The 25,371-nt window shown below is 59.0% G+C and carries 27 protein-coding genes; 17 read left to right on the forward strand and 10 right to left on the reverse strand.

Features of this window, described 5'->3' with window-relative positions:
- Positions 1–134 precede the first annotated feature (134 nt).
- Entirely contained in the window at positions 135–998 is an 864-nt protein-coding gene (locus AC07VO_RS13170; protein WP_064616543.1) for a helix-turn-helix transcriptional regulator, read from the reverse strand.
- Between the two features lie 412 nt (positions 999–1,410).
- Here AC07VO_RS13170 and AC07VO_RS13175 point away from each other — a divergent pair, with 412 nt between their 5' ends.
- The 12 genes from AC07VO_RS13175 (at position 1,411) to AC07VO_RS13230 (ending at position 11,702) form a co-directional block, all read left to right on the forward strand.
- Positions 1,411–1,605, forward strand: coding sequence for a Flp family type IVb pilin (locus tag AC07VO_RS13175; RefSeq protein WP_018926261.1), 195 nt, complete (start codon positions 1,411–1,413; stop codon positions 1,603–1,605).
- 155 nt (positions 1,606–1,760) lie between these two features.
- Positions 1,761–1,955 (forward strand): Flp family type IVb pilin, encoded by a 195-nt coding sequence (locus AC07VO_RS13180; protein ID WP_018926260.1) that lies wholly within the window; start codon positions 1,761–1,763, stop codon positions 1,953–1,955.
- 27 nt (positions 1,956–1,982) lie between these two features.
- Entirely contained in the window at positions 1,983–2,513 is a 531-nt protein-coding gene (locus AC07VO_RS13185; protein WP_018926259.1) for an A24 family peptidase, read from the forward strand.
- A gap of 2 nt (positions 2,514–2,515) precedes the next feature.
- Positions 2,516–3,841: a DUF8689 domain-containing protein gene (locus tag AC07VO_RS13190; RefSeq protein WP_111455155.1), complete on the forward strand. Its 1,326-nt coding sequence runs from the start codon at positions 2,516–2,518 to the stop codon at positions 3,839–3,841.
- Positions 3,842–3,856: 15 nt separating this feature from the next.
- Positions 3,857–4,663 (forward strand): Flp pilus assembly protein CpaB, encoded by an 807-nt coding sequence (gene cpaB / locus AC07VO_RS13195; RefSeq protein WP_064616549.1) that lies wholly within the window; start codon positions 3,857–3,859, stop codon positions 4,661–4,663.
- Between the two features lie 75 nt (positions 4,664–4,738).
- The gene (locus AC07VO_RS13200) at positions 4,739–6,082 is read left to right on the forward strand and encodes a TadE/TadG family type IV pilus assembly protein (protein ID WP_477743490.1); all 1,344 of its coding nucleotides are present in this window, start codon (positions 4,739–4,741) and stop codon (positions 6,080–6,082) included.
- Between the two features lie 8 nt (positions 6,083–6,090).
- Positions 6,091–6,570: a TadE/TadG family type IV pilus assembly protein gene (locus AC07VO_RS13205; RefSeq protein ID WP_064616553.1), complete on the forward strand. Its 480-nt coding sequence runs from the start codon at positions 6,091–6,093 to the stop codon at positions 6,568–6,570.
- Positions 6,570–7,064, forward strand: a complete 495-nt coding sequence (locus AC07VO_RS13210; protein ID WP_018926254.1) for a TadE family protein — start codon at positions 6,570–6,572, stop codon at positions 7,062–7,064. The genes AC07VO_RS13205 and AC07VO_RS13210 overlap by 1 nt, the downstream gene beginning before the upstream one ends.
- A complete protein-coding gene (locus AC07VO_RS13215) occupies positions 7,058–8,278 on the forward strand; it encodes an AAA family ATPase (RefSeq protein ID WP_064616555.1) in 1,221 nt (406 codons plus the stop codon). Before AC07VO_RS13210 ends, AC07VO_RS13215 begins: the two co-directional genes overlap by 7 nt.
- A 3-nt stretch (positions 8,279–8,281) precedes the next feature.
- Complete coding sequence (locus tag AC07VO_RS13220; protein ID WP_111455151.1) at positions 8,282–9,721, forward strand: TadA family conjugal transfer-associated ATPase; 1,440 nt, start codon at positions 8,282–8,284, stop codon at positions 9,719–9,721.
- Positions 9,718–10,704 (forward strand): type II secretion system F family protein, encoded by a 987-nt coding sequence (locus tag AC07VO_RS13225; RefSeq protein ID WP_064616557.1) that lies wholly within the window; start codon positions 9,718–9,720, stop codon positions 10,702–10,704. Before AC07VO_RS13220 ends, AC07VO_RS13225 begins: the two co-directional genes overlap by 4 nt.
- A 29-nt stretch (positions 10,705–10,733) precedes the next feature.
- Complete coding sequence (locus AC07VO_RS13230) at positions 10,734–11,702, forward strand: type II secretion system F family protein (RefSeq protein WP_477743489.1); 969 nt, start codon at positions 10,734–10,736, stop codon at positions 11,700–11,702.
- Between the two features lie 433 nt (positions 11,703–12,135).
- Here the strand turns inward: AC07VO_RS13230 and AC07VO_RS13235 are convergent, their stop codons facing one another.
- The 6 genes from AC07VO_RS13235 to AC07VO_RS13260 all read right to left on the reverse strand — a co-directional run bounded on the left by AC07VO_RS13235 (position 12,136) and on the right by AC07VO_RS13260 (position 17,197).
- Complete coding sequence (locus AC07VO_RS13235) at positions 12,136–12,408, reverse strand: DUF3613 domain-containing protein (RefSeq protein ID WP_018926249.1); 273 nt, start codon at positions 12,406–12,408, stop codon at positions 12,136–12,138.
- 18 nt (positions 12,409–12,426) lie between these two features.
- Complete coding sequence (locus AC07VO_RS13240; protein ID WP_026286433.1) at positions 12,427–13,143, reverse strand: tetratricopeptide repeat protein; 717 nt, start codon at positions 13,141–13,143, stop codon at positions 12,427–12,429.
- A gap of 122 nt (positions 13,144–13,265) precedes the next feature.
- Complete coding sequence (locus AC07VO_RS13245; RefSeq protein ID WP_064616561.1) at positions 13,266–14,495, reverse strand: type II and III secretion system protein family protein; 1,230 nt, start codon at positions 14,493–14,495, stop codon at positions 13,266–13,268.
- A gap of 572 nt (positions 14,496–15,067) precedes the next feature.
- Complete coding sequence (locus AC07VO_RS13250) at positions 15,068–15,706, reverse strand: LysE family translocator (protein ID WP_495007571.1); 639 nt, start codon at positions 15,704–15,706, stop codon at positions 15,068–15,070.
- Between the two features lies 1 nt (position 15,707).
- Entirely contained in the window at positions 15,708–16,478 is a 771-nt protein-coding gene (locus AC07VO_RS13255) for a 2OG-Fe(II) oxygenase (protein ID WP_019581187.1), read from the reverse strand.
- Positions 16,479–16,570: 92 nt separating this feature from the next.
- Complete coding sequence (locus tag AC07VO_RS13260; RefSeq protein ID WP_018926244.1) at positions 16,571–17,197, reverse strand: alanyl-tRNA editing protein; 627 nt, start codon at positions 17,195–17,197, stop codon at positions 16,571–16,573.
- A gap of 90 nt (positions 17,198–17,287) precedes the next feature.
- Between AC07VO_RS13260 and AC07VO_RS13265 the strand changes: the two genes are divergently transcribed.
- Positions 17,288–18,286, forward strand: a complete 999-nt coding sequence (locus AC07VO_RS13265; protein ID WP_064616565.1) for a LysR family transcriptional regulator — start codon at positions 17,288–17,290, stop codon at positions 18,284–18,286.
- 69 nt (positions 18,287–18,355) lie between these two features.
- On the opposite strand, the gene AC07VO_RS13270 is transcribed toward AC07VO_RS13265, so the two are convergent.
- Together AC07VO_RS13270 and AC07VO_RS13275 are read right to left on the reverse strand one after the other, a co-directional pair.
- Positions 18,356–18,763, reverse strand: coding sequence for a PA2817 family protein (locus tag AC07VO_RS13270; protein ID WP_007938686.1), 408 nt, complete (start codon positions 18,761–18,763; stop codon positions 18,356–18,358).
- A gap of 108 nt (positions 18,764–18,871) precedes the next feature.
- Positions 18,872–21,328 (reverse strand): acyl-CoA dehydrogenase, encoded by a 2,457-nt coding sequence (locus AC07VO_RS13275; protein WP_495007572.1) that lies wholly within the window; start codon positions 21,326–21,328, stop codon positions 18,872–18,874.
- A gap of 237 nt (positions 21,329–21,565) precedes the next feature.
- Between AC07VO_RS13275 and AC07VO_RS13280 the strand changes: the two genes are divergently transcribed.
- The 4 genes from AC07VO_RS13280 (at position 21,566) to AC07VO_RS13295 (ending at position 24,734) form a co-directional block, all read left to right on the forward strand.
- On the forward strand, positions 21,566–22,225 hold the full coding sequence (locus AC07VO_RS13280) for a transglutaminase-like domain-containing protein (protein ID WP_495007573.1): 660 nt from the start codon (positions 21,566–21,568) through the stop codon (positions 22,223–22,225).
- Positions 22,226–22,268: 43 nt separating this feature from the next.
- Positions 22,269–22,892, forward strand: a complete 624-nt coding sequence (locus AC07VO_RS13285) for a glutathione S-transferase family protein (protein ID WP_018926240.1) — start codon at positions 22,269–22,271, stop codon at positions 22,890–22,892.
- A 133-nt stretch (positions 22,893–23,025) separates the two neighbouring features.
- Entirely contained in the window at positions 23,026–23,958 is a 933-nt protein-coding gene (locus AC07VO_RS13290; protein WP_018926239.1) for an ABC transporter ATP-binding protein, read from the forward strand.
- On the forward strand, positions 23,955–24,734 hold the full coding sequence (locus tag AC07VO_RS13295; protein ID WP_018926238.1) for an ABC transporter permease: 780 nt from the start codon (positions 23,955–23,957) through the stop codon (positions 24,732–24,734). Before AC07VO_RS13290 ends, AC07VO_RS13295 begins: the two co-directional genes overlap by 4 nt.
- Before the next feature lie 71 nt (positions 24,735–24,805).
- Here AC07VO_RS13295 and AC07VO_RS13300 read toward each other — a convergent pair whose 3' ends face one another.
- Positions 24,806–25,327: a DUF2062 domain-containing protein gene (locus AC07VO_RS13300; RefSeq protein WP_018926237.1), complete on the reverse strand. Its 522-nt coding sequence runs from the start codon at positions 25,325–25,327 to the stop codon at positions 24,806–24,808.
- Between the last annotated feature and the right edge of the window lie 44 nt (positions 25,328–25,371).

The following is a 25,371-nucleotide window of genomic DNA, read 5'->3' on the forward strand; positions in this document are numbered from 1 at the left end:
GGGAATAGCTCAGTTGGTAGAGCACGACCTTGCCAAGGTCGGGGTCGCGAGTTCGAGTCTCGTTTCCCGCTCCAAATTCAAAAAAAACGCCGCTCATTTGAGCGGCGTTTTTTTATGCGCGTAAAAAACCTGCCTCAACTTCCAAGGCTCTGCACCAGGCTTTCGAGTGCTTCAATGGTTGTATCTTCCAGTGGTGGTTGCGCTGCTACCGCTCTAAGTTGGCTGGCCAAACGGTATTCGCTGGGCGTGCAGTTGACGAACTGCTTGAAGGCGCGGGCGAAGTAGGAAGGATCCTTGAAGCCGGCTTCATAGCCGATGCTGGTAATCGGCATCTGGCTGTTGTCGAGCAGTTGTTTGGCGAAACTCATGCGCTTGTCCAGGATGTAATCGGTGAAACCGACGCCATTGGCCTCTTTGAACAGACGACTGAAGCGAAAAGTCGTCATGCCGCAGCGCTTGGCCAAATCCCTCTGATCGATGCTGTCCCGAAAGTGCTGGTCGATGTACAGCATGGTATGGCTCAGCGCCTGGTGTTTTTGGTGCCCGGAGGTCAGGCGGATGCTCTCTGGCAGAGTGGGCGAGTGGTCGATCAGCAATGTCTTGTCCTGACCGGCATTGCGGCGCAATTCGCAAAGCTGCAGCAGAGCCGTCAGGTAGCGCTTCCTCTCGGCGTTGGTGAGCGGGAGCACCATGTATTCCCAGACACTGGAGCGCATGGCCCAGACGGCCAATTCTTCTGAGTGCTGCACGGTGAACATGGTAATCGGGATGGTAGGGGTGGTGCGTTTGATCTCCAGCAACAACCTCAAGCCGGGGGTGTCGGGGCGATCGAAATGGATGCAGATCATGTCTGCCTGTTCCCCGCTGGGCAGCACGGAATTTTTCGCCAGTTTGCAGTCGCAAGTCTCCTCGAACTGCGCGATGAGTTCCTTCGTGGAACGATCGTGAGTCAGATCGAACCAAAGCAGCGATGGCCTTCTGGTCATGTTGGACGTCATGTCTCTACTCTGCGGTTCTACGGGCCCCTCTTCGCTGAGTAGTATTGCTAACGTGCCATCACTTTGCAGATTAAATACTGATAAGAAAGACGAATTTTAGTTCTATCCGCTCTATGCGTTGCCTGGAAATCAGTCCCAGGCAACAGTCTGTTGGTGTGTCGTCTATGAACCAGGTATCAGCCGCTCGTCGCTTGTAAATCGAAGTCAGTGGTATTCGCGAGCCATCCCTTGTTTTACCCCTCCTGCTACTTCTGCAAAGGCCAATAACCGTATTTGGCCGCACCCGCAAAAAAGTCCTAGTGATGTGCAAAATCTTCCTAACGCCCATGCCTTGCCCCTGACTAGGGTTGCATCAGGCAGTGCAGAACGTACTGCCTTCCGGAAAAAACAACATTCGAGTGAGGTGGGCAAAATGAATCTGCAGACAATCAAGGCTTCGGTAGTGAAGTTCGCCAAAGACGAAGACGGCCTGACCATCGTGGAATACGCCGTGGCCGGTGGGCTGATTACGGTAGCTGTTGCCGCTGCGTTCGTGCTTTTGGGCGGTGCCGTGAATACCAAAATCAGGGCGCTGTGCCAGGCCGTCAACGGCAACGTTGCGTGCTGATAACGAAATTTACGGTGGCGGGACGCGGCGAAGTCCATGAATGACCGGTTGTTGCTGTTTTGCTGATAGAGCGACCGGATAACTCAATGGACTTCGCGGCTGTCCCCGCCAATGTACTTTCCGAGCCGTATGACCGCTGAAGTGAGGTACACAAAATGACTCTGCAAACAATCAGAACTTCGATAAGCAAGTTCGCCAAAGATGAAGATGGCCTGACCATTGTGGAATACGCGGTGGCAGGTGGGTTGATTACGGTAGCTGTGGCTGCAGCCTTCGTTCTTTTGGGCGGCGCTGTAGATACCAAGATCAGAGCGCTGTGCCAGGCGGTCAACGGCAACGTTGCCTGCTAACGATAATCCCGGTAGGGGAGACGCGCCATGTCCATGGAATTGCTGGTGTCGACTGTTTTACTGCTAGGACTGCTGGGCGTCGCGGTGGTGAGCGATCTGCTTCGCCACCGTATCCCCAACACGCTGGTCCTGTTGGGCATTGCCCTGGGATTGGCCGGTCAGACTTATTCAGGTGGTATCAGCGGATTGGGTGACAGCCTGTTGGGTATCCTGATCTGTTTTGCGTTCTTTCTGCCGATGTATGCCCTGGGAGGCATGGCTGCTGGCGACGTCAAGTTGATGGCCATGGTCGGCAGCTTTCTTCCGTTCCATTTCGCCTTGTGGGCAGCCATGTTCAGCCTGATAGCTGGTGGGGTGTGCGGTTTCCTGATCGTGCTGGTTCGCGGGCAATTGTTGCAGACCCTGGGGCGTTATTGGCTGATTCTCAGGGCGCAGGCCTATCTGGCGCCGACTTCGGATGAAGTCGCCGGCAAACCTTTTCCTTATTCGATCGCAATCTTGATCGGCACTTTAAACAGCGTCTACTGGCAACTGGTTGCCGGTGGATTGGGAGGTTAGTCATGCACGTCATTGTCGATAGTGATGCCTACTCCAGCGATCGGGAAGCGGTGCAACGGCTGGCTCCTCAGCCTTGCACAATCCGCGAGACGGGTCTGACCGACAGTTTTCTCGGTGAGTTGGTATGCAAGCATTTGTACGACGCCGGCGTGCTGGACATGCCGCGACTGGTGGAGCGCCTGGCGCTGACTGGCGCCGTACTTGAAGAAGTCCTGGCGTTTCTGCGCAAGGACGGTCGTGTCGAAGTCCTGGGTCAGGTGGGGCAATCGGGTGGGCAGCTGCGTTATAGCCTGACCGAACGCGGTCGCAGTGCTGCCCGCGATGCGCTGTCACGCAGCGGCTATATCGGCGCGGCCCCCTTCCCGGTGAGTACCTACCGTTCCCTGATCAAAATCCAGACCATTCACCATGGTCGCATCAGCTCAAGCGATATGCACAAGGCCCTCACCGGTGTAGTGCTCACGGAGGGGATGCTCGATCAACTGGGTGTGGCCCTGAACTCCGGGCGCGCAATCATGATTTATGGCCCCGCGGGTACCGGCAAGACCTACGTCAGCAGTCGGTTGATTCGTCTGTTCGCCGAGGCCATCTGGGTACCTCATGCCATCGTGATCAACGAGTCGGTGATCGAGATCTATGACCCGCAGGTGCATCAGCGGCTGGATGACAACGGTCAACAGAACAATCTGATGCTCAACGAAGGGATCGATCGTCGACTGCTGTGCTGCAAACGCCCGGTCGTCATTACGGGCGGTGAGTTGAGCATGGAACAGCTGGATGTTCGCTATGACCCCTTCACCCGCCAGTACCAGGCCGCCTTGCAGCTCAAGGCCAGCAATGGCCTGTTCATCATCGATGACATGGGCCGCCAGCGCATGGCACCCGCTGAGCTGTTCAATCGCTGGATCGTCCCGATGGAGGAGAAGCGCGACTTCCTCAATTTGGGCGGTGGTCGGCATTGCGAGCTGCCATTCGATCTGGTTCTGGTGTTCTCCACCAACCTCAATCCCCTGGAACTGGCTGATGAGGCCTTCTTGCGGCGGATTGGCTACAAGTTGCAGTTCGGTTACCTGAAGCCCGAGGAGTACGAAAAGATCTGGCGTCAGGAATGTGAGCGTCTGGGTATTCCTTTTGACCCCCTGCTGCTGCGTTATGTACTGCAAAGGCTTTATGCAAGTGAAGGCATGCCCCTGGTGCCTTGCCATCCCCGCGATCTCCTGAACATGGCCCTCGACCGTCAGCGTTATATCGGCGGTACCGGGGCACTGTCACCACAAGAGTTGGAATGGGCCTGGCACAACTACTTCGTCCAGCTCGACTTTCTTTGATACGGAGATACTGACATGAGCTCTCGTACTGTTTCCCTGATAGGCGTTTCCCTGGTCATGGGCCTTGGGGCTGCATGGATGGCCGACTCCTGGCTGAGCGCGCGGCTCAATGCTACTCCGGATGACCATCTTCGAAGCGTGGTGGTTGCCACGGTAGAGATTCCATTCGGGCAGATGGTCGAGGCCCAACAGGTCACGACCGTACGCATGCCGATGGACACGATCCCGGACGATGCTCTCGACTCCAGCGACAAGGCCGTGGGCAAGATCGCAACGTTCGACATCTTGCGTGGCGACGTCATGCGCAGCGCACGCCTGAGCGAGCATCTGGGCGGCAGTACCCTGGCCTCTCTGATTGCCACAGACAAACGTGCCATTTCGGTACGCGTGGACGATGTGGTGGGTGTGGGCGGATTCCTCCTGCCGGGTAACCGGGTCGATGTACTGGCGACCAAAACCACCAGTGCCGGCAGTAACAGTGCCGTGTCCAGGACCATCCTTGAGAACTTGCGGGTGTTGGCGGTGGATCAGACGGCGGGTACCGACAAGACCCAACCGGTGGTGGTGCGCGCAGTGACGCTGGAGATGACGGCCGCCGAGGCGGAAACCCTGGTCACGGCGCAAACGGAAGGCAAGCTGCAACTGGCGCTGCGCAATCCGCTGAACTCCGAGAAAAAAATCGTGACCGCCGCGCCTGCTGCGCCGGCCCCCATGGTTGTGGCCGCTGCCCCAGTGCAAAAACGCGTGGTGCACCGTGCCGAGGGTGGCGGGGCTGTCACCATCATTCGCGGGATCCAGACCAGTTTAGTGAAAGTTCGTTGACAGAGCGGTAGGGGTGCCTGTGCACCAAGGTATTGGCGGAGCCGATCCGGATCAGTATCGGCAAACGAGGGCTTGATGATGAATCTTCGTATTCAGCGGCCGTTCACTGCGACGCCAAGGCGCCAGGGAGGAGCGGTGAGCGTACTGATGGTGATCGCCCTGGCGGCGATTTCCATGATAGCGGCGTTGGCTCTGGACGGCGGGCACATGATGTTGAACAAGACGCGCCTGCAAAACGCTGTGGATGCCGCTGCCCTGAGTGGCGCCAAAACCCTGCTTGAGGTGGCAGGTGCTGCCACCATGGCCAGCGCGACACGCACTGCCGCGCTCAATACGCTGACGCAAAATGCCAATGCCACGGGCAACACCGAATTGGCAACGGCGGTCGCCGGCAACCCAGGCGCATTTGCGACGGTGGAACTCTCCAGCAGCGTCTATGGCCCGTTCTCCTATCCCGGGCCGGCAAATGCCAAGTACGTTCGGGTATCGGTACCGAGCTATCAACTGACAGGTTTTTTCTGGAGCTTCGTTCAGACGTTAGGCACTGCGGGCCTTGGGAACAAGGCCGTGGCGGCGATCGCCACCGCCGGCCCCAGCCCTACCAGCCCCTGTGATCTTGCCCCATTGATGGTCTGTGGCGACCCGACTAAATACAACCCGGCCGCGGGCGTGTTCTGGGGCTTCCAGTTTGGCGATTTGCAGGTGTTGAAGACGGCTGCCGGCAATTCATCTCCCATTGGCCCAGGCAACTTTCAGTTGCTCGACTTTGGCTCCGGCGGCAGTACCGTCAGGGATGACCTGGCCGGAGGCGGCACGGTTTGCCGCAACGTCGGGCAGAACGTCCAGACCGCCCCTGGCAACAAGGTCGGCCCTACCTCTCAAGGGTTGAATACGCGCTTCGGCATCTACAACGGCCCGGTCAGTGCCTCGGACTACCCGCCAGATCTGGTAACCACGTCCAGCACCCCCGCGATCACATACGACGATGCAACGGGACAAAAGATGTACAAGGGGCAAACCGTCACATCGAGCGGCGGCAATCTCACGGCGGGCGCCAACGCGATACTGGACTACAACGACTGGCGTGCGAGCACTGCCGCGTGTGTGGCCGGGACCGGCAGCGGCTGTCAGAGCGGTGGGGTGTTCGAGCGTCGGATGCTGAAAATCGTGGTGGGCGACTGCACCGGTAAACAGGGGGGTACAACCTCGGTGCCGGTCCTGGGTTTTGGTTGCTATTTCGTGGTACAGCCCATGAGCAACGGCGGCACGGAATCGCAGATATTCGGCCAGTTTGTGAAGGAGTGCGAAGGCGATAACGTAGCCGGCCCCTCGCCGTCCACCGATGTCGGCCCGCAGATCATTCAACTCTACAAAACCTATATTGGCAGCGGCACTGGCACTCCGAGCACAGACTCGTAGGAGGCGTCATGGGACTTCACTCATTCAAGCGACCACAGGCTCAGCGAGGCGTGGCATTGGTGGAATTCACCCTCGTCCTGCCGCTGTTGCTTCTGTTGTTACTGAGCCTCGGCGAATTCGGCCGCATGCTCTACCAGTACAACGTCCTGTTGCAGGCCAGCCGTGATGCCGACCGTTTTGTCGCCAGCCAGGCCTGGGACTCGACGCTCGGCGCTATCGCTCTGAGCAATACGCTGCTGACCCAGACGAAAAACGTCGCGGTCTATGGCGTGCCCAGCGCTACTGGCAGCGCTGTGGTGTCAGGGTTGACGACCGCGAACGTAGCGGTCGCCGCGGTAGGCACCGACCATGTGCGAGTCACCATCACCTATAGCTTCTGCCCGGTGATTGGCAGTGGCAATTGTGTCGGCACGTTTCCTGGTCTTATCGGTGGGCAGTTTGCGCTGGCCATTCCGTTGGTTGCCACCACTGTCATGAGGGTGCTGTGATGAATAAAAAACGCATGCACGGCACCTATGTCGTGGAGTTCGCCTTCATCGGCATGCTGGTGTTCATCCTGTTGTTCGGTGTGGTGGAAATGGGCCGCCTGTACTTCACGGTCAGTGCGCTGGATGAAGCCGCGCGGCGTGGTGCGCGGCTGGCAGCGGTGTGCAACATCAGCGATCCGGTGGTCTTGCGGCGGGCGATCTTCAACGCCTCGACCGACGCCGGCACGAGCCAGCTGATCACGAGCCTGGCCACCACCAACCTGACGCTGACCTATCTGGACGTCAACGGTGCAGTGGTGGCCAATCCCGGCGACCTGGTCAGCGCCACTGGTTTTCGTGCCATCCGCTATGTCCAGTTGAGTCTGCAAGGCTTCGTTTTCAATCTGTTTATTCCCGGGTTCGGCGTGCCCATTACCTTGCCTGCATTCAAGGCAACCTTGCCACGCGAAAGCCTCGGGCGTCATTCCGATTCCGGGGAGATCACACCATGCTGAATACCAAGGATACCCCGCTCTCCACTTCGACCGGCAAGGCTGGGCTGAGGTTGCTGATCAGCAGCCGTGATGCCACCTCGTTGCGCGATCTGCAGAGCGTCTGCCAGCGCATGCCCTGCCTGGAGGTGAGCACTCGCCTGGTGAGTAATGGGCATGTCGACCCGCTCTACGGCCTGGACCGCATGCCTGATCTGTTGCTGTTGCGCGTCAGCCATCTGTGGCGCGAAGAATTGGCGGCGCTGTTGCAGCGTCCGGCCCATGAGCGTCCGCCGATGTTGGTGTGCGGTCTGCTGACCGAGCAGGAAGGCATGCGCCTGGCGATGCAGGCCGGCGCCCGTGACGTGCTGCCGGAGCCTATCGCCGAGACCGAACTGGTTGCTGCCTTGAATCGCCTGGTCATGGAGGTTCGCACCGGCAGCGGGACAGAAGGGAAATTGATCGCCGTGATGAGCGCCAAGGGCGGCTCCGGCGGAACCTTGCTGGCCTGCAACCTGGCTCAACAGCTCAGCGTCAGGGGCGGCAGCACCCTATTGCTGGACATGGACCTGCAATTCGGCAGCGTGACGCATTACCTGGACGTGGCGCAGACGCACAGCCATCTCGAGGTGCTGCATCAGATCGATGGCATGGACAGCGTCGCGCTACGCGGTTTTTGCAGCCACTTCAGCCCGACCTTGCATGTGCTGGGTGGTCGGGCCGGTGAGCTGTGCCTGCCGCAGGATGCCCAACCCGAGCAACTTGACACCCTGTTGCAACTGGCCCGCGCCAGCTATGACTGGGTGGTGATCGACCTGCCGCGGCAAATCGACCACCTCACCGGCTCCGTGCTGGAACAGGTGGACCGGGTGTACGTGGTGGTGCAGCAGAGCGTCAGTCATCTGCGCGATGCCAGCTCCCTGGTGCGGATTCTTCGCGATGACCTGGGCGTGCGCGGCGATCAGTTGCAGATCGTGGTCAACCGCTATGACAAGGCCGCAGCGATCAGCCTCAAGGATATTGGCGAGGCACTGCGCTGCACCAATCTGTCGAAATTACCCAACGACTTCAACCTGGTCAGCCAGAGTCAGAACACTGGCGTGCCGTTGGGGCTGCATGCGCCGAGGGCCGCGATTACTACCGCCCTGCGCGACATGACCGAGGACCTGGTCGGTCAACAGGTGGCCGGGAACAAAGGCTTACTCAAACGCGCCTTCAACCGTTTTTTCGGGGGATGACCCATGATCAGCGACTTTCGTAACCGCTTGCGCAAACAGTCCGGTAAACCCGCAGCATCGTCAGCTGCTCAGGGCGACGACCTGCTGGATCCGGCAGAGGAAATAATGGCGTGGGAGCGTGCAACACCGGACGTTCTTTACGAAACCAGAAGCCAGGTCACCCCGGTGGAAGCCGAGTGGCGGGAAAAAATCTACCAGCAATTGCTCAAGGTCATGGACCTGTCCTTGCTGGACTCCCTTGAACAGGCCGAGGCCTCACGGCAGATCCGTGATATTTGCCAGCGCCTGCTCGACGAGCATTCGGCACCGGTGAGTACCACCAGCCGCCAGTTGATCATCAAGCAGATCACCGACGAGGTGCTCGGTCTGGGGCCTCTGGAGCCGTTGCTGGCCGATCACAGCGTGTCCGACATTCTGGTCAACGGCTATGCCTCGGTCTATGTCGAGCGCTTCGGCAAACTGCAACGGACCGATGTGCGTTTTCGCGATGATCAGCATTTGCTGAATATCATCGACCGCATCGTGTCCAGCCTGGGTCGGCGTATCGACGAGTCCTCGCCCTTGGTGGACGCCCGGCTCAAGGACGGTTCGCGGGTCAACGCGATTATCCCGCCGCTGGCCATCGACGGCCCGAGCATGTCGATTCGCCGCTTTGCGGTGGACCTGCTCAATACCGACAGCCTGATTCAGGTGGGGACATTGACCCCGGCCATTGCGCTGCTGCTCAAGGCGATTGTCCGCGGGCGCCTGAACGTGCTGATTTCCGGCGGTACCGGTAGCGGCAAAACCACCATGCTCAACGTGTTGTCCAGTTTCATCCCGCACAACGAGCGGATCGTCACCATCGAAGACTCGGCCGAACTGCAACTGCAGCAGCCCCACGTGGTGCGCCTGGAGACCCGGCCTTCGAACATCGAAGGGCGTGGCGAGGTGAGTCAGCGGGAGTTGGTGCGCAACAGTTTGCGGATGCGCCCGGACCGCATTGTGATCGGCGAAGTGCGCGGTGCCGAGGCGTTGGACATGCTGACGGCCATGAACACCGGCCATGACGGTTCATTGACCACGATCCACGCCAACACCGCGCGCGATGCGTTGGGGCGAGTCGAGAACATGGTGTCGATGAGCGGGGCGACCTTCCCGATCAAGGCCATGCGTCAGCAGATCGCGTCGGCCATCGATGTGGTGATCCAGCTGGAACGTCAGGAGGACGGCAAGCGCCGGCTGGTCAGCGTGCAAGAGATCAACGGCATGGAAGGCGAGATCATCACCATGACCGAAATTTTCTCCTTTGCGCGCCAGGGCATGGGTGAAAACGGTGAAGTGCTTGGCGATTATCGTCCCAGCGGCATGATTCCGGCCTTCCGCGATGTGCTGGCCAAGCGCGGCATCGAGTTGCCGCTGACGATGTTCAGGCCTGAATGGATGGAGGCACGGCAGCCATGAGCCATATTCCTGCTGAATTCATTGTGATGTTCCTGGGCATGGTGTTTATCGCCGTGTTCCTCTTGTCCCAGGGCGTGGTGGTGCCGGTGTTCGGCGAAGCGGGCAAGATGCGCAAGCGCATCCGCGGCCGTTTGCATGTACTGGAAAAAGCCAACAATTTGCCCAACATGCAGACGGTGTTGCGGCAGAAATACCTGACACGTTTGTCGCCACTGGAGGCCATGCTCGAGCAGTTGCCGTTCATGGCGAGCCTTACGCAGATGATCGAGCAGGGCGGCCATGAATACCGCGCTTATCGAGTGATCTTGCTCGGGCTGTTCCTGGGTGCGTGTGCGGGCATCTCGATCTGGATGGTCGTGACCGTCTGGTGGATGGCGTTGCTGGCAGGCTTCGGGGTGTTCTGGTTACCCCTGCTGAAAATTTCTCGTGACCGTAGCAAACGTTTCGCTGCGTTTGAGGAAGGCCTGCCGGATGCGCTGGATGCCATGTGCCGGGCCTTGCGTGCCGGGCACCCGTTCAACGAAACCCTGCGTCTGGTCGCCGAGGAGCACAAGGGGCCGGTCGCTCATGAGTTCGGCCTGACCTTTGCCGACATCAACTATGGCAACGATGTTCGCCGGGCCATGCTCGGCCTGCTGGAGCGCATGCCCAGCATGACGGTGATGATGCTGGTGACTTCGATCCTCATCCACCGCGAGACTGGCGGCAATCTGACGGAAGTGCTGGAGCGTCTGAGTCGGCTGATCCGCGGGCGTTTCCGCTTTCAGCGCAAGATCAAAACCCTGTCGGCGGAAGGGCGCATGTCGGCCTGGGTGCTGGTGGCGATTCCCTTTGTGCTGGCTATTGCGATCGTGCTCACAAGCCCCAGCTACATGCCTGTGCTGCTCAATGATCCCATAGGCCACAAGCTGATCATCGGGGCTTTCTGCGCCATGTTGATCGGGATTTTCTGGATACGAAAAATCATCCGGATTCAGGTTTAAGCGATATTCGCTACCGGGAGGTACAGGTCATGGACTTTTTACTCGGGTTGTTCAGTCGGTTCACGGGGAGCGAGGAAGTAGCGCGCCTGTTGTTCCTTGGCGCGATCGGTTTGAGTACGGTGCTTGCGGTCGTCGCCTTGATGTTGCTGATGCTGGGTCTCCAGGACCCGGTACAGCGTCGTCTGGCGCTGATCAAGCGCGGTTATTTGGGCAATACGGCAGGGCAGGAAGCTCCGGGTAATCTGCAGCTGTTGCTGGAGCGGGTCGGCCAGCGTTTTGCCTCGGCTGAATCGGCCCAGGCGTCAGTTACCCAGACTCTGTTGACGCATGCGGGTTACCGCTCCTCTTCGGCGGTGCAGATGTACTGGGCGGTGCGCTTGATGTTACCGCTGTTGATGGTCGGTCTTGCGTTGCTGCTGTTGCCGCTGATTCCCAAGGTTTCCCTGGCTGTGGGGCTGTTGTTGGTGGTCATGGTGGCCGGTATCGGATGGTTGCTGCCAGCGCTGTATGTCGCCAAGCGTAAGCAGGCGCGTCAAAACCGGCTGCGTATCGCGTTTCCAGATGCGCTGGATCTGATGGTGGTCTGCGTGGAGTCAGGCCTGTCACTGCCCACGACCATTGAACGGGTGGCTGAAGAGATGTCGGTCAGTCATGTTGAACTGGCTGAAGAGCTGGCCCTGGTCAATGCGCAGATCCGCGCGGGCATCACCAGTACCGAGGCGCTCAAACAACTGGCCATACGCACCGGTCTGGAGGACGTGCAAGGGTTGGTCAGCCTGTTGGCGCAGAGTATTCGCTTTGGTACCAGCGTGGCCGACACCCTGCGCATCTATGCCGATGAATTCCGTGATCGGCGTACGCAGGCCGCCGAAGAGGCGGGGGCGAAAATCGGCACCAAGCTGATATTTCCACTGATTTTCTGCCTGTGGCCGAGCTTCTTTCTGGTCGCCATCGGCCCGGCCATGATTGGCGTAATGAAAGCATTCGGAAATATGTAAGAGGATCGGGTGGGGGGCTGTCGAATCAGATGGCCTTGCCACCCGAACCTGATCTGTACTTCCCCTCCCAAGATCTACACCGCTCGCTCCTACGGGCAATGTTGTTCACTTAAGCCGTAATGCGATCTGTAGCAGCTGGCGAAGCCTGCGTTCGGCTGCGAAGCAGTCGTAAAATCAGCCATTGCGGTGCGTCAGGTACATCACGGCAGCCGGACTCACGACTGCTGCGCAGCCGAACGCAGCCTTCGGCAGCTGCTACAAAGAATGCGTCGCGGCTGAAACTGTTTAAGTGAACAGCATTGCGCTCCAGGGGGACTCGGTCAGAACTGAACAATGTGTAGATGCCAATACTTTCCAGCAGACGTGATTAAGCCTGGCGTTTTAGCCAGGCTACTCTGGACGATGCCAGAGGTTGATCATCCATTGACGTCCCTCAGTTGCTGCTGGAGGTCATTTTCCCCCCAGCCTTCTGCTCAAAGAACATCGGGATCGGGTAGGTGAAGCTGTTCAGCCAGCGCTGGAAGGACAGGTCACGCTCAGTGACCGATGCAGTTTGTCGAAAAGGGGAGGCAACCACACCACGAATCTGTAGCTGCATCCACTGTTCGGTGCCCTTTTGCGGCGCCGAGGAGGGACCTGGCTCAATAGCCCAGGCACTGGTGGACAGGCAAGCCATGCACACAATCAACAGCCCTTTGGTATTCATCTCGACTCCTCGTACGTTCTACTTGATCGCAGCATTGGCTGAGGCATCGACTACGGCCTCAGTCTTGCGATTCCCCTCGGAAGCCACCGCTTTTTTGGCAGAGGCCTTGAGTTTTTCTGCTCGGGTTTGAGCCTCTGCAACTTGCTGGGGACTCAAGCTGGCGCGGTTCGCGAGTTCGGCAGCCGCCTTCCAGTTATCCTGATAGATCAGCAGCGTCACCATGTTGAGTGCCGCCAGTGAATCCGCCTGCTTGAGCTCCATGGCCGTCATGAACTCGAAGCGTGCTTCAGGGATCCGTCGCTGATTGAGGTAGACGACCCCCAGGTCATTGCGCATCTTGTCGTCGGTGGGGGACATCTTCACCGCGCGTTCGAGGTGAGTGGTAGCGCCGGCGTTATCATTTTTGGCCGCGGCCAACTGGCCCAGGCCATGTTCCCCTTCAGCGGCCAGACAGGTGCCGAGCAGGCTTTGATACAACGGCTCCGCATCTTTACGCCCCATCAAGCGCAGCACCCGGGCCTTGCGCAGACGAACCTGGACCAGGTCATCGGGCAAACCTTCCAGGTTCGCCAGGCTGGCATACAAACGGCCTTCGTTGGCCATGTTGTCGGCCAGGTTCAGGGCCAACTCTTGCTCCGAAGCGGGTTTGGCACAACTGCCCGGTCGCGAAACAATACCGTTGGTGGCACAACCTGCGAGCATCAATGTCGCCGTTATTGCAATGACTGCTTTCATCGAGTGTCCTCTGGCTACAACACGTTGAACGCCTGGCCAATGGCAATACAGCTGGCCCGCCAAGCGCTCAAGGTCACCGTTAAGAGTGAGGGCGAAAGCCCGGTTCAGCGTCTGGCTCCGGTTCATTGCGAGAGCCCGGTCTTACTGTCGAAATCACCATTTTCTAGGAAGAACATGCGGTAGAAGTTCGGGTCGTAATTGCGCAGCTGCTCGCCAGGCAACGATGGCAGTTGTGCATTGGCCGCCAGGGGCTGGACCAGATGCGGGGTGACGATCATCAGCAGTTCGCGCTCCTCACGGTTGACGGAGTTGTCGCGGAAGAATGCGCCCAGAATCGGGATATCGCCCAGCCCCGGGAATTTGTTCACCTGGGAATTGTTGCGAGTGCTGATCAGGCCGCTGATGACGAAGCTTTCGCCGTCGGCCAGGGAGATGCTGGTGTCGGTACGGCGTATGGTCAGCGCCGGAACTATGGTGCCGGCGATGCTCACGGCGTTGGTGAAGTCCAGTTCACTGACTTCCGGCGCCACCTTCAGGGCGATACGGTTTTTCTCGATGATGGTTGGCGTCAGAGTCAGGCGGATACCGAACTCCTTGTACTCGATGGAGATGTTATCGCTGCCCGAACTGGGCACCGGAATCGGTACTTCACCGCCGGCCAGGAAGCTCGCACTCTGCCCGCTGAGCGCCACCAGGCTTGGCCGCGCCAGGGTATAGGCGAAACCGCTGCCTTCCAGCGCGTTGATCGCTACCAGGGTATTACCGGTAGCAAAGTTGAGGTTGAACATGCCGTTGTCCACCGGCACCGACGGTGTGACGACGCCGCCAATGGTAGGCAAGGTTCTCGGCGAGCCGAACAGGAAGTTGCCGCGGGTGCCGAAAATAGACGCTGAGGCTTCCTTGAGTTTGGTCCGGCTGACTTCAACGAAGCGAATATCGGTCTGTACCTGGCTCGGCAGCAGCGGGTCTTCGTAAGGTCCGGTCGACGCGCTGGTCAGCGCCGAGGTGGCCCGGCCCTTGACGAACACCATGCTATGGCGCGGCTCTTTCGAACAGCCGGTCCAGACCATCAGGCTGGTGGTGCCCGGTGTCAGACCAGTGAGCAGGAAGGCGTTGGGGTTGTTGCCGCTGGGTTGCACATCGGCAATTTTCGGGTCACCCACGGCCAGTTGCGTCACCGGAACCGGAGTGCGCAGTTCACTCTGAAGCCCCTGACCGACCTCGAACGTTGTCGGCATACTGTCCATCTGCGAACAATTGGCCGCCGCGGCCTGAGCCGCGTCCACGCTGAGGCCCATCCAGAACAGGCCATGGATAATTCGCTTGAAAGCGGGCACGGTACGATAGCTCATTAAGTGCATCCTCGCTGAATAGGCCATCTACAAGGCAAACCAAGTTGCCTTGGATCACTACAAGGGGCCTGAGTCGACCCTCAACCTCGCCAGAGCACTTACCACTAACGATTAATGCCCCCGGCAATATTCCTTGGTGCTACACGCAAGCAGGTGCAATACGCTGATCCGAATGAACAGCGAGCGACCTTCTAAAACGGCTTTTAGTGATCCAGATACCTGGGCTGCCGACCCGAGCAACAGGCTCAGGCTCGACAACCATCGCGGTTATAGGCGGCACTTCCCGCCAACCTGACTCCCCTAAAAAGCAACCGGCAATCACAGCTCTGCGCCGGAAAACGCCTGTCAGGATCATAGTGAGGTAACTCCTTTTGCCAATTCGCTATCTGATCTCTGAACCTAAACGTCAAAATTCAAACCGTTATGACTTCTTCTTGTTTGAAGGTAGTTCAAACAAAGCAAAGCGCCATGATTTAAAACAAAACTTTAAGGGCAGAGTGCGGAGATAGCCGCGTTGCTGGCGTGGGAGCCGCATAAAGTGCGGTTCGACGAGGCGACTAAGGCAGCATGACTTACATGGACAGAATCAGGCGCCCGGCGAACAGAATGAGGATCACCCCCATGGTTCGTTCGAACCAGTGGCCCAGGCGCATGAACAGCAGTCGCACCCGGGCGCTGGAAAAGAACAGGGCCACGATCACGAACCACAAGGCGTTCACGAAACACATCCACAACCCGTACAGCGCCTGTATCTGCAACGGTGTCGAGGCACTGATGATGGTGGTGAAGATCGCCAGAAAGAACAGCGTAGCCTTGGGGTTGGTGGCGTTAGTCAGAAACCCCGTGCTGAAGGCCTTGAACAGGGTCTGCTGCTCAGTTGACGCTGCCGCGCCGTTGTCGCCTTCAGTCGCCACTTTGGGTTTGCTGCGCAACAGGCTCACACCGAGGTACAAAATGTAGGCCCCCCCGATCACTTTGGCCGCCGTCAATAGCCAAGGCGTGGTGTGCATCAATGCGCCGACGCCGAGCAAGGTGTACAGCACATGCACGGAAATGCCCGCGCCGATGCCCAGCGCCGTGCAGATGCCCACTAAACGCCCGAAACGCACGCTTTGGCGGATGGTCACGGCGAAGTCCGGCCCGGGAGCTACCACGGCCAGAAAATGGATGGTTGCCAGCGCCAGAAACTCGCCCAGGTAATTCGAAAACATCTCAACTCCAGAAAGTCAGGGGGGAAGCATTGCCGCGGTAGCCGACAAAGAAAGAAAGGCTCAATCGCGGATCGTCCACACCCGGCGTCACCGAGTGCATGCGGCGTGAATTGAACATGATGAAATCACCCGGCTCAGGGCGAATCTCCAGGGTCGGAGGGCCGAGCAAGGCCGGATCGATGCCGTAACTGTCGCCACGCATCTCGTCGAACTGGTCCGGGGAAATGTCGTGGTCCCACATCTGCAAAGCGCCGCCCTCGGTCGGCATGTTCAGGTAAACATTGCAGGCGAACTGCGCTTCCAGGCTTCTGGCCTGGAAGCTGTCCGGGGCGTCCTTGGCGAAAATGTCGTGATGGGCAAGGAAGCACACGCCGGGTTTGACCACGCGCGATAGCCCGACATACATCTTGCGGCCATAGAGATTTTCCAGATGCGCCCCCGCCGGCCAGGACTCATCGAGCATGCAGCGCAGGGTGTCGACAGGCGAGGAGTAGGGCGCACAACGGCTGCGCAACTCGGCAATGTTGCTGGTGGCGCGCTCGAAATAGTCTTCGATCAGCAGTGGCTGGTTTTCCGCTTCGTAAAACGCCATGCCGATACGACCGATGCTCGGTGCGTTGATGTAGCCTTCAAAGCCGGGGGCGAGGATCTTGTCGCCGATCTGGATCGCCAGTGGCCGAGGCAACAAGCCTCTGACGCGGATGGCGAGGACTTCTTCGTTGGCCAGTTTTTGTATGCACGTCTCATCGAGACGCTCGACGTCAAGCATCATGTCTTAGGTCCATCTATCAGATAGTCAACAGAGCCCGCGAACGCAGGCTCCTCCGGCGTCAGGCGATGACGGGGTCGACATCGCCCAAAAGCTCAATCCACGTGGTAGTGGACTGACAGCGTTCCCTTTTTCTGCGAAAGGGAAGCGATCGTGACCTTGCCCAAATCCTTCAGGCTACGTACATGGGTGCCGCCGCAGCCGTAGGCGGGCAGCTCACCGAAACCGATTTCACGGGCGCCTTCGCGCAACGACGTCAAGCGTGGCAGATCATGGGCGATCCATTGCTTGATGCCGTGCTGAATCGTCTGGGCATCAACCTCCTGCGCGCCATCGCCCGGTTTGAATTGCACACGTCCTTCATCCGGCCAGTGATGAGCCTTGATCGGCATCCAGCCCATGGCCTGGACGAAGTGACCGATCAGGTGCCCCGCCGAATGCATGCGCGTATTGAACTGGCGGCGTTGCTCGTCGACCCGAATCTGGATCATGCCGAGTTTTACCGGGTGGTCGACGAAATGGATGATCCGCTCCGTTTCCTGCACCACGCGCAGCACCTGGCTTTCGCCGATCCAGCCGGTATCACAGGGTTGCCCGCCGCCCTGAGGGTGAAACAGAGTGGCGCGCAGCACCACGGCGAACTCGTTCTCATAGGGCGTGCAATCCAGGACTTCCACGTTGGCCCTGAGGTCATCACTATGGAAAAAGAGGCGAAGCGTCATATTCCATGCCCTTATTAAAGTTTCTATTTTTATTATATGAACCGTGGAATTGCGTGATAATCCGTTCAACCATCAAAGGACTGTTGCGCTGTGAGCATAAATCTTCCCCTGCCGCTGCTCGGTGAAATGGCGATTTTCGTCAAGGTTGTCGAAACCGGCAGTTTCTCCGAAGCGGCGCGTCAGTTGGGGTCTTCCCCCTCGGCGGTGAGTCGCAGCATTTCGCGGCTGGAGAAGGCGCTTGCCACGCGTTTGTTGCAACGAACCACGCGCAAGCTACGCCTGAGCGACGGAGGCGAAGAGGTGTTCAAGCGCTGCCAGGAGATGGTCAGCGCGGCGAAGTCGGTGATGGAAATCAGCGGTCAGTTCACCCAGGAAGCGGAAGGGCTGGTGCGCGTCAGCGTGCCCAAGGCCGTCGGGCGATTTGTGATTCATCCACATATGCCGGAGTTTCTGCGGCGTTATCCCAAAGTGGATGTGGAGTTGTTGCTCGAGGACCGCCAGGTGGATTTGATCGATGACAACGTCGACCTGGCCATCCGTATTACCGATCGGCCCCCTGCGGGGCTGGTGGGGCGCCAATTGTTGACCATCGACCATTTGCTCTGCGCCACGCCGCAGTACCTGGCCGAGCACGGCACACCGACTCATCCCCACGACTTGCTCAATCACAGCTGCATCTATCTGGGCGAAACCCCGAGCGATGCGCGCTGGAAGTTCAAGAAAGGCAGTAAAGCCGTGACCGTCGGCGTGCGCGGACGTTACGCCGCCAATCACACGGGCGTGCGATTGGGCGCGGTATTGCAACACATCGGGATCGGTAGCCTGCCGTACTTCACCGCCCGTTATGCGCTGGAACAGGGGCTGATTGTGCAGGTATTACCGGACTGGACCTTTCTGGCGTCCTACCACGGAGGCGCCTGGCTGCTGCATTCGCCCACCCGCTATCTGCCGCCCAAGTTACGGGTGTTCATCGACTATCTGGTGGAATGCCTGGAGAAGGAGCCGACCTTGAGCAATCCGGGCAAGCCAAGCGCGATGGGCAAGGGCGCGGCAGCGTATGAGTTGCCGGAGAGTGATGGGTTGTTTTGATCTTTACCCGGCCAACAAAAAAGGCCCGCATGATTAACCATGCGGGCCTTTTGCGTTACTGATTGGAGATCAGTGCTTGCTGTCCTGGTTCGACATCGCCAGCAGCTGTTTTTCCTGATTCCAGTCGAACGGTTCATCGTTCTGTTCGGCTTCGAAGCGACGTTCTTCCAGCGCCTGGTACAGGTCGATTTCATCATCGGGCATGTAGTGCAGGCAGTCACCGGCGAAGTACCACAGCAGATCGCGCGGCACCAGGTGGGCGATTTGTGGGTAGCGGGTGATGATCTGGCACAGGATGTCCTGGCCCAGGTATTGGCTTTCGATCGGGTCGACCGGCAGCAACGCACGCAGTTCGTCGAAGCGCTCCAGGAACAAGGCATGGCTTTCTTCGGGAACCTGTTCGGCCTCACCTACGGCGACCAGGATACTGCGCAGGTGGTCGAGCAAGACGAGATGATCGGCAACGACATTGGACACGAGATAAGTCCTCAAGAGCAAAACGGGCGCAGGAGTATAAAGCTCCCGCGCCCCTTTTTCACAGGGTAAAGCACCCCATGATGGTAAGGCGACACACGGTCCTCTGGATTAGCGGACCTTGCCCCTGCCCAGCACCAGCACCTCTTTATCGAAATCATCGACGTCGATCACCTTGCGCCGCGCCACTTCCACCTCACGCAAGGTCTCGGCTTCAACCGGTTGCAAGACGCCAGCCTCCAGCGCGGCATCGATGACCGACTCCCCGACAGAGGGTTTGACCTGGCGACTTCTCAGCGCCGTGTTGAGTTTTTTCTGTAGCGGTTTGGCGGCGTTCAGCAAGTCGCAGGCGTGCTGCAAGGCGCCGACCGGATCCTCTATCGATTGCGGGCGATAGCAGCCCGCCAATAACTCCTCAAGGGTCGGGTCGCCCTTGGCGCGGCCGAGGACTGCGGCGACTTTGGCCGCCAGTCTGTCCGACGGGCCTCTGTGCCGGCGACCGAACGGGAACACCAGTACCCGCAGCAGGCAGCCGAGTACCTTGTTCGGAAAGTTGGTCAGCAGTTCGTCCAGCGCACGTTCGGACTGGCCGAGGCTCTCTTCCATCGCCCAGGCGAACAACGGACGCATATGCTCCGGCGAATCGAGATCGTGATATCGCTTGAGCGCAGCGGAAGCCAGATACAGGTAGCTGAGCACATCGCCCAGACGTGCGGACAAGCGTTCGCGGCGTTTCAGGTCGCCGCCCAGCAGCATCATGCACTGGTCTGCAAGCATGGCAAATGCCGCGGCCTGACGGTTGAGGGCGCGCACGTAGCGTTGGCTGAGCTTGTCCCCGGGCATGTGTTCGAAATGTCCGAAGCCAAGGTTCAGCACCAGGGTGCTGCCGGCGTTGCTCACGGCAAAACCAATGTGATTGAGCAGCAGGGCGTCGAATTCGATCAACGCCTGTTGTTTGTCTTCGCGGTGGACAAGGGCCATTTCCTTGAGCACGAACGGATGGCAGCGAATAGCGCCCTGGCCGAAGATCATCAGGTTGCGTGTCAGGATGTTCGCACCTTCGACCGTGACGGAAATGGGCGCACCTTGCCAGCTACGCGCGAGATAGTTGTTCGGGCCCATGATGATGGCCTTGCCGCCGTGAACATCCATGGCGTGACTGATGCATTCGCGACCGCGTTCGGAGAGGTGGTATTTGATGATGGCGGAGGGCACCGACGGCTTTTCGCCGAGGTCGACGGCGTTGGCGGTGAGCATCCGCGCGCTGTCCATCAGCCAGGTACTGCCGCCGATCCGCGCCAGTGCTTCCTGAATCCCTTCGAAGGCTGACAGCGGTGCGTTGAATTGCTCGCGAACCTGCGCATATTGGCCTGTCACCAGGCTGCTGAACTTGCCCGCGGCGGTACCGATGGCAGGCAGCGAAATGGAACGCCCGACCGACAGGCAGTTCATCAGCATCATCCAGCCTTCGCCGAGCATTTCCTGACCGCCAATGATGAACTCCAGCGGTATGAACACATCCTTGCCGGCGTTCGGGCCGTTCATGAAGGCGGCGCCCAGCGGCAAGTGACGGCGACCGATGTCTACACCGGGTGTCTGGGTTGGAATCAATGCGAGACTGATCCCCAGGTCGACTTTGTCACCCAATAGATGGTCCGGGTCATAGGCCTTGAAGGCCAGGCCGATCAAGGTCGCCACCGGACCGAGGGTGATGTAGCGTTTTTCCCAGTTCAGGCGCAAGCCAAGGGTTTCCTGGCCTTCCCATTCACCTTTGCAAATCACCCCGGTGTCGGTCATGCCCCCGACGTTGGAACCGGCCATCGGGCCTGTCAGGGCAAAGCAGGGGATATCGTCGCCGCGGGCCAGCCGTGGCAGGTAATGATTGCGTTGTTCGTCGGTGCCGTAGTGCAGCAGCAGTTCCGCCGGGCCGAGGGAGTTGGGCACCATGACGGTGGAGGCCAGGTCACCGCTGCGGGTCGCCAGTTTCATCGCGATCTGGGAGTGCGCATAAGCCGAGAAGCCTTTGCCGCCGTACTCCTTGGGAATGATCAGGGCAAAAAAGCCATGCTGCTTGATGTGATCCCAGGCCTTGGGCGGCAGATCCATCAACTGGCCGATCTGCCAATCGCTGACCATGGCGCAGAGCTCTTCGGTCGGGCCATCGATAAACGCCTGTTCCTCTTCACTCAGTTGCGCTTTTGGATAGGCCAGCAGCTTGTTCCAGTCCGGACGACCGCTGAACAGCTCGCCATCCCACCAGACCGTGCCGGCTTCAATGGCTTCACGCTCGGTTTGCGACATGGGCGGCAGGTTTTTTTGAAACCAGTTGAATATGGGCGCCGTGAACAGTTTTCGGCGCAGGTCCGGCAGCAACAGGGGGGCGGCCACGGCCGCGAGCAACACCCAGAAAATCAGCAGCAGCCAGACGGGGGCATGGCTCGCATGTCTGAAGATGCCCATCGCCAGCAGATAGACAGCGATGATGCCCAAAGCGGGCAGAGGCGCGGTGCGGCGATGTGCCAGCCAGGCAATCCCGACCACCAGAACCAGTATCCACAACAGCAGCATAATTAATTCTCCTGAAGCCAGGGGCAAAACCACTCTCAGAGCTTAGACGGCATCCATAAAAGTGGGTGGTCGGAGCGATCGGGTTGAGCTTGTAGGACGAAACGGCCGGACTTCGTCAGTTATTTCGATGGAGGGCTCGTCAACAGGGCGGGCAAGCGCTGATATTTGGCCGAAACGTCGTTATCTCTGTGCTGAAGGTGTCGCTAGACTCGTGGCTTCCCCCAGGAGATAGCTCCCATGCACGCGTATCTGAGTCCCGGCCGCTTCATCGACAGTGACCATCCCTCGGTGGTGGAGTTCGCCGAAAAACATCGTGGCGCCGGGCGCGATCCGCAGGAGCAGGCGATCAATCTCTATTACGCCGTGCGCGAGGCCGTGCGCTACAACCCCTACACCTTCAGCCGTGATCCGCAGACCTTGCGCGGCAGCTATGCGCTGGCGGCCGGGGAGAGTTATTGCGTGCCCAAAGCCACGCTGCTGGCAGGTTGCGCTCGGCATTGCGGGATCCCGGCGCGTATCGGTCTGGCGGATGTGCGCAATCACCTGTCGACGCCGCGCCTGCTCGAACTGCTCAAGAGCGATGTGTTCGCCATGCACGGCTACACCGAGCTGTATCTGGACGACCATTGGGTCAAAGCCACGCCGGCTTTCAATCAACAACTCTGCGAGTTGTTCAATGTCGCGCCGCTGGAGTTCGACGGGATCAACCACAGTGTGTTCCATCCCTTCAACCGTGACGGCGAGCAACTGATGGAATACCTGGTCGATCACGGCCAGTTCACCGATGTGCCTGAAGCGTTTTTTTTCGAGCACCTGGAAAAGTGCTATCCGCATTTGTTCGGCGAGCGGCTGCCGCTGCAACTGGGTGACATGCAGAGCGATTTGAGTCGCGCCTGATCCGGCGTATGCTGCCTGCGCATTCATCCAACAAGGGGCGGTCATGCTGAAAATCTGGGGTCGGAAAAATTCGTCGAATGTCAGAAAACCGTTGTGGGCCGCCGAAGAGCTGGGCCTGGCCTATGAAGCCATCGACGCCGGCGGTGCCTTTGGCGTGGTCGACACGCCTGAGTACCGGGCGATGAATCCCAACGGTCGCGTGCCGGTGATCGAAGACGACGGCTTCGTGCTGTGGGAATCCAACACCATCGTGCGTTACCTGGTGGCTCGCCATGCCAGCGGCACTGCCTGGTATCCGACGGACCTGCAAGCCCGTGCCTCGGCCGAAAAGTGGATGGACTGGACCACCTCAAGTTTTGCCGCGCCGTTTCGCACGGTGTTCTGGGGCGTGTTGCGCACCCCGCAAGAGCAGCAGGACTGGCCGGCCATCAAGGCTGCGATCAAGGAGTGCGACGATCTGCTGTCGATGGCCGATCAAGCGCTGGCGGTTAAGCCATACCTGTCGGGCGATGAGATCGGCATGGGCGACATTCCCTTGGGCAGCTTCATTTATGCCTGGTTCGAGATGCCGATCGAGCGCGCGCCGCTGCCACATCTAGAAGCCTGGTACGCACGGTTGAAACAGCGTCCGGCCTATCGCAAAGCCGTCATGACCGCGTTGACTTAATACTCACTATCAACACGCGTGACTGTACTTGTGTGGCGGCGACAAGCACCATTGCGCTCATGCGCCGCGGTTGCATTGCTCGCCGCCCGCCCTTATTTATTCCTTCCTTCCCTTCCTGGTGCGTAAATCCGATATGAGTTCCGCTCTGTCCATCCGGCAGCTAACCAAAACCTACGGCAACGGTTTCCAGGCCTTGAGTGGTATCGATCTGGACGTCGCCGAAGGTGACTTTTTCGCTTTGCTCGGCCCGAATGGCGCCGGCAAATCCACGACCATCGGCATTATCTCGACCTTGGTGAACAAAACCAGCGGCACGGTGAATGTGTTCGGTCACGACCTGGACAAGGAACCAGCGGCGCTCAAGCGCTGCATTGGTGTGGTGCCCCAGGAGTTCAACTTCAACCAGTTCGAAAAGACCTTCGACATCGTCGTGACCCAGGCCGGTTACTACGGCATCCCGGCGAGAATCGCCAAGGAACGCGCCGAGCAGTACCTGACCCAACTGGGGTTGTGGGACAAGCGCGATGTGCCGTCGCGCTCCCTGTCCGGCGGCATGAAGCGCCGACTGATGATCGCCCGGGCGCTGGTTCACGAGCCACGCCTGCTGATCCTCGACGAACCGACGGCGGGGGTGGACATCGAATTGCGTCGCTCGATGTGGACCTTCCTCACTGAACTGAACAAGAAAGGCATCACCATCATCCTCACCACCCACTACCTGGAGGAGGCTGAGCAGTTGTGCCGCAACATCGGCATCATCGACCACGGCACCATTGTCGAGAACACCAGCATGAAGCAGTTGCTCAGCCAACTGCATGTCGAGACGTTCCTGCTGGACCTGAAGAACACCTTGCAAGTGGCGCCGCAGTTGCTTGGTTACCCGGCCAAACTGATCGACAGTCATACGCTGGAAGTCCAGGTCGACAAGGCCATGGGCATTACCGCGCTGTTTACCCAGTTGGCGCAGCAGAACATCGAAGTGTTGAGCCTGCGTAACAAAACCAATCGCCTCGAGGAGTTGTTCGTGTCCCTGGTGGAGAAAAATCTGTCGAAGGTGGCGGTATGAGTTCCGAGCTGCAACCCAACCTCGTTGCCCTCAATACCATCGTTTACCGTGAGGTCAAGCGCTTCACCCGGATCTGGCCGCAGACCTTGCTGCCGCCAGCCATCACCATGGTTCTGTACTTTGTGATCTTCGGCAATCTGATCGGTCGGCAAATCGGCGGCATGGGTGGCTTCACCTACATGGAGTACATCGTGCCGGGGCTGATCATGATGTCGGTGATCACCAACTCCTATGGCAACGTGGTGTCGAGTTTCTTTGGCAGCAAGTTCCAGCGCTCCATCGAAGAACTGATGGTGTCGCCGGTGTCGCCCCATACGATTCTGATCGGCTACACCCTGGGCGGCGTGCTGCGCGGGTTGATGGTCGGGCTCATCGTGACGCTGCTGTCGCTGTTCTTCACCACGCTACAGGTGCATCACCTGGGCGTGACCGTTCTGGTGGTGCTGCTGACGGCGACGATCTTCTCGTTGCTGGGTTTCATCAACGCGGTATTTGCACGCAATTTCGATGACATCTCGATCATCCCGACCTTCGTGCTGACACCGCTGACGTACCTGGGCGGGGTGTTCTACTCGATCAGCTTGTTGCCACCGTTCTGGCAGACCGTTTCGCTGGCCAACCCGGTGCTGCACATGGTCAACGCCTTCCGTTACGGCATTCTTGGCGTGTCGGACATCAAGATCAGCGTGGCGATTGCTTTCATGCTGGTAGCGACTGTTGTGCTGTACATCGGTTGTGCGCGGCTGCTGGTGAGTGGGCGCGGGATGCGTACCTGATCAAGACCGTGTCACGGCCTTCGCGGGCAAACACCGCAAAAAGAAACGGCCTCCCAAGTGGAGGCCGTTTTTCATTCCTGCATCCGGCTGCGCTTACGCCGTGCCCACTGCCGACTCACCCACCAGCGCCAATACATCATCACCAGACAATAAGCCAACGCCCCAAGCACCAGCCCCGTTACCACCGAGCCCAGTAAAAACGGTTGCCACAAAGTCGAGAGCTCGCCGCTGATCCATGCCCAGGTCAACTCGTCCGGCAAGCTCCTGGCGGGGACGTCCATCAACCAGGCGCCGGTCTGGTAGGTGCAGAAGAACACCGCCGGCATGGTGATCGGGTTGGTCAGCCAGACCAGGCTGACCGCTATCGGCATGTTGCCGCGCACTACGATGGCGAGGATGGCCGCCAACAGCATTTGCAACGGGATGGGCAGGAACGCCGCGAACAGGCCGACGGCCATGGCCCGCGCGACGGAATGACGATTGAGGTGCCAGAGGTTCGGGTCATGCAGCAGGGTGCCAAGAAAGCGTAAGGATTTGTGTTCCCTGATGCTGGTCGGGTCTGGCATGTAGCGTTTGAATAAGCGCCGGGGCATAAGGCTTCTCGGTCGGTTAAGGCGGCAAGTATGTCTGGATTCTA

This window comes from Pseudomonas sp. GW821-FHT03E01 (assembly GCF_059420765.1).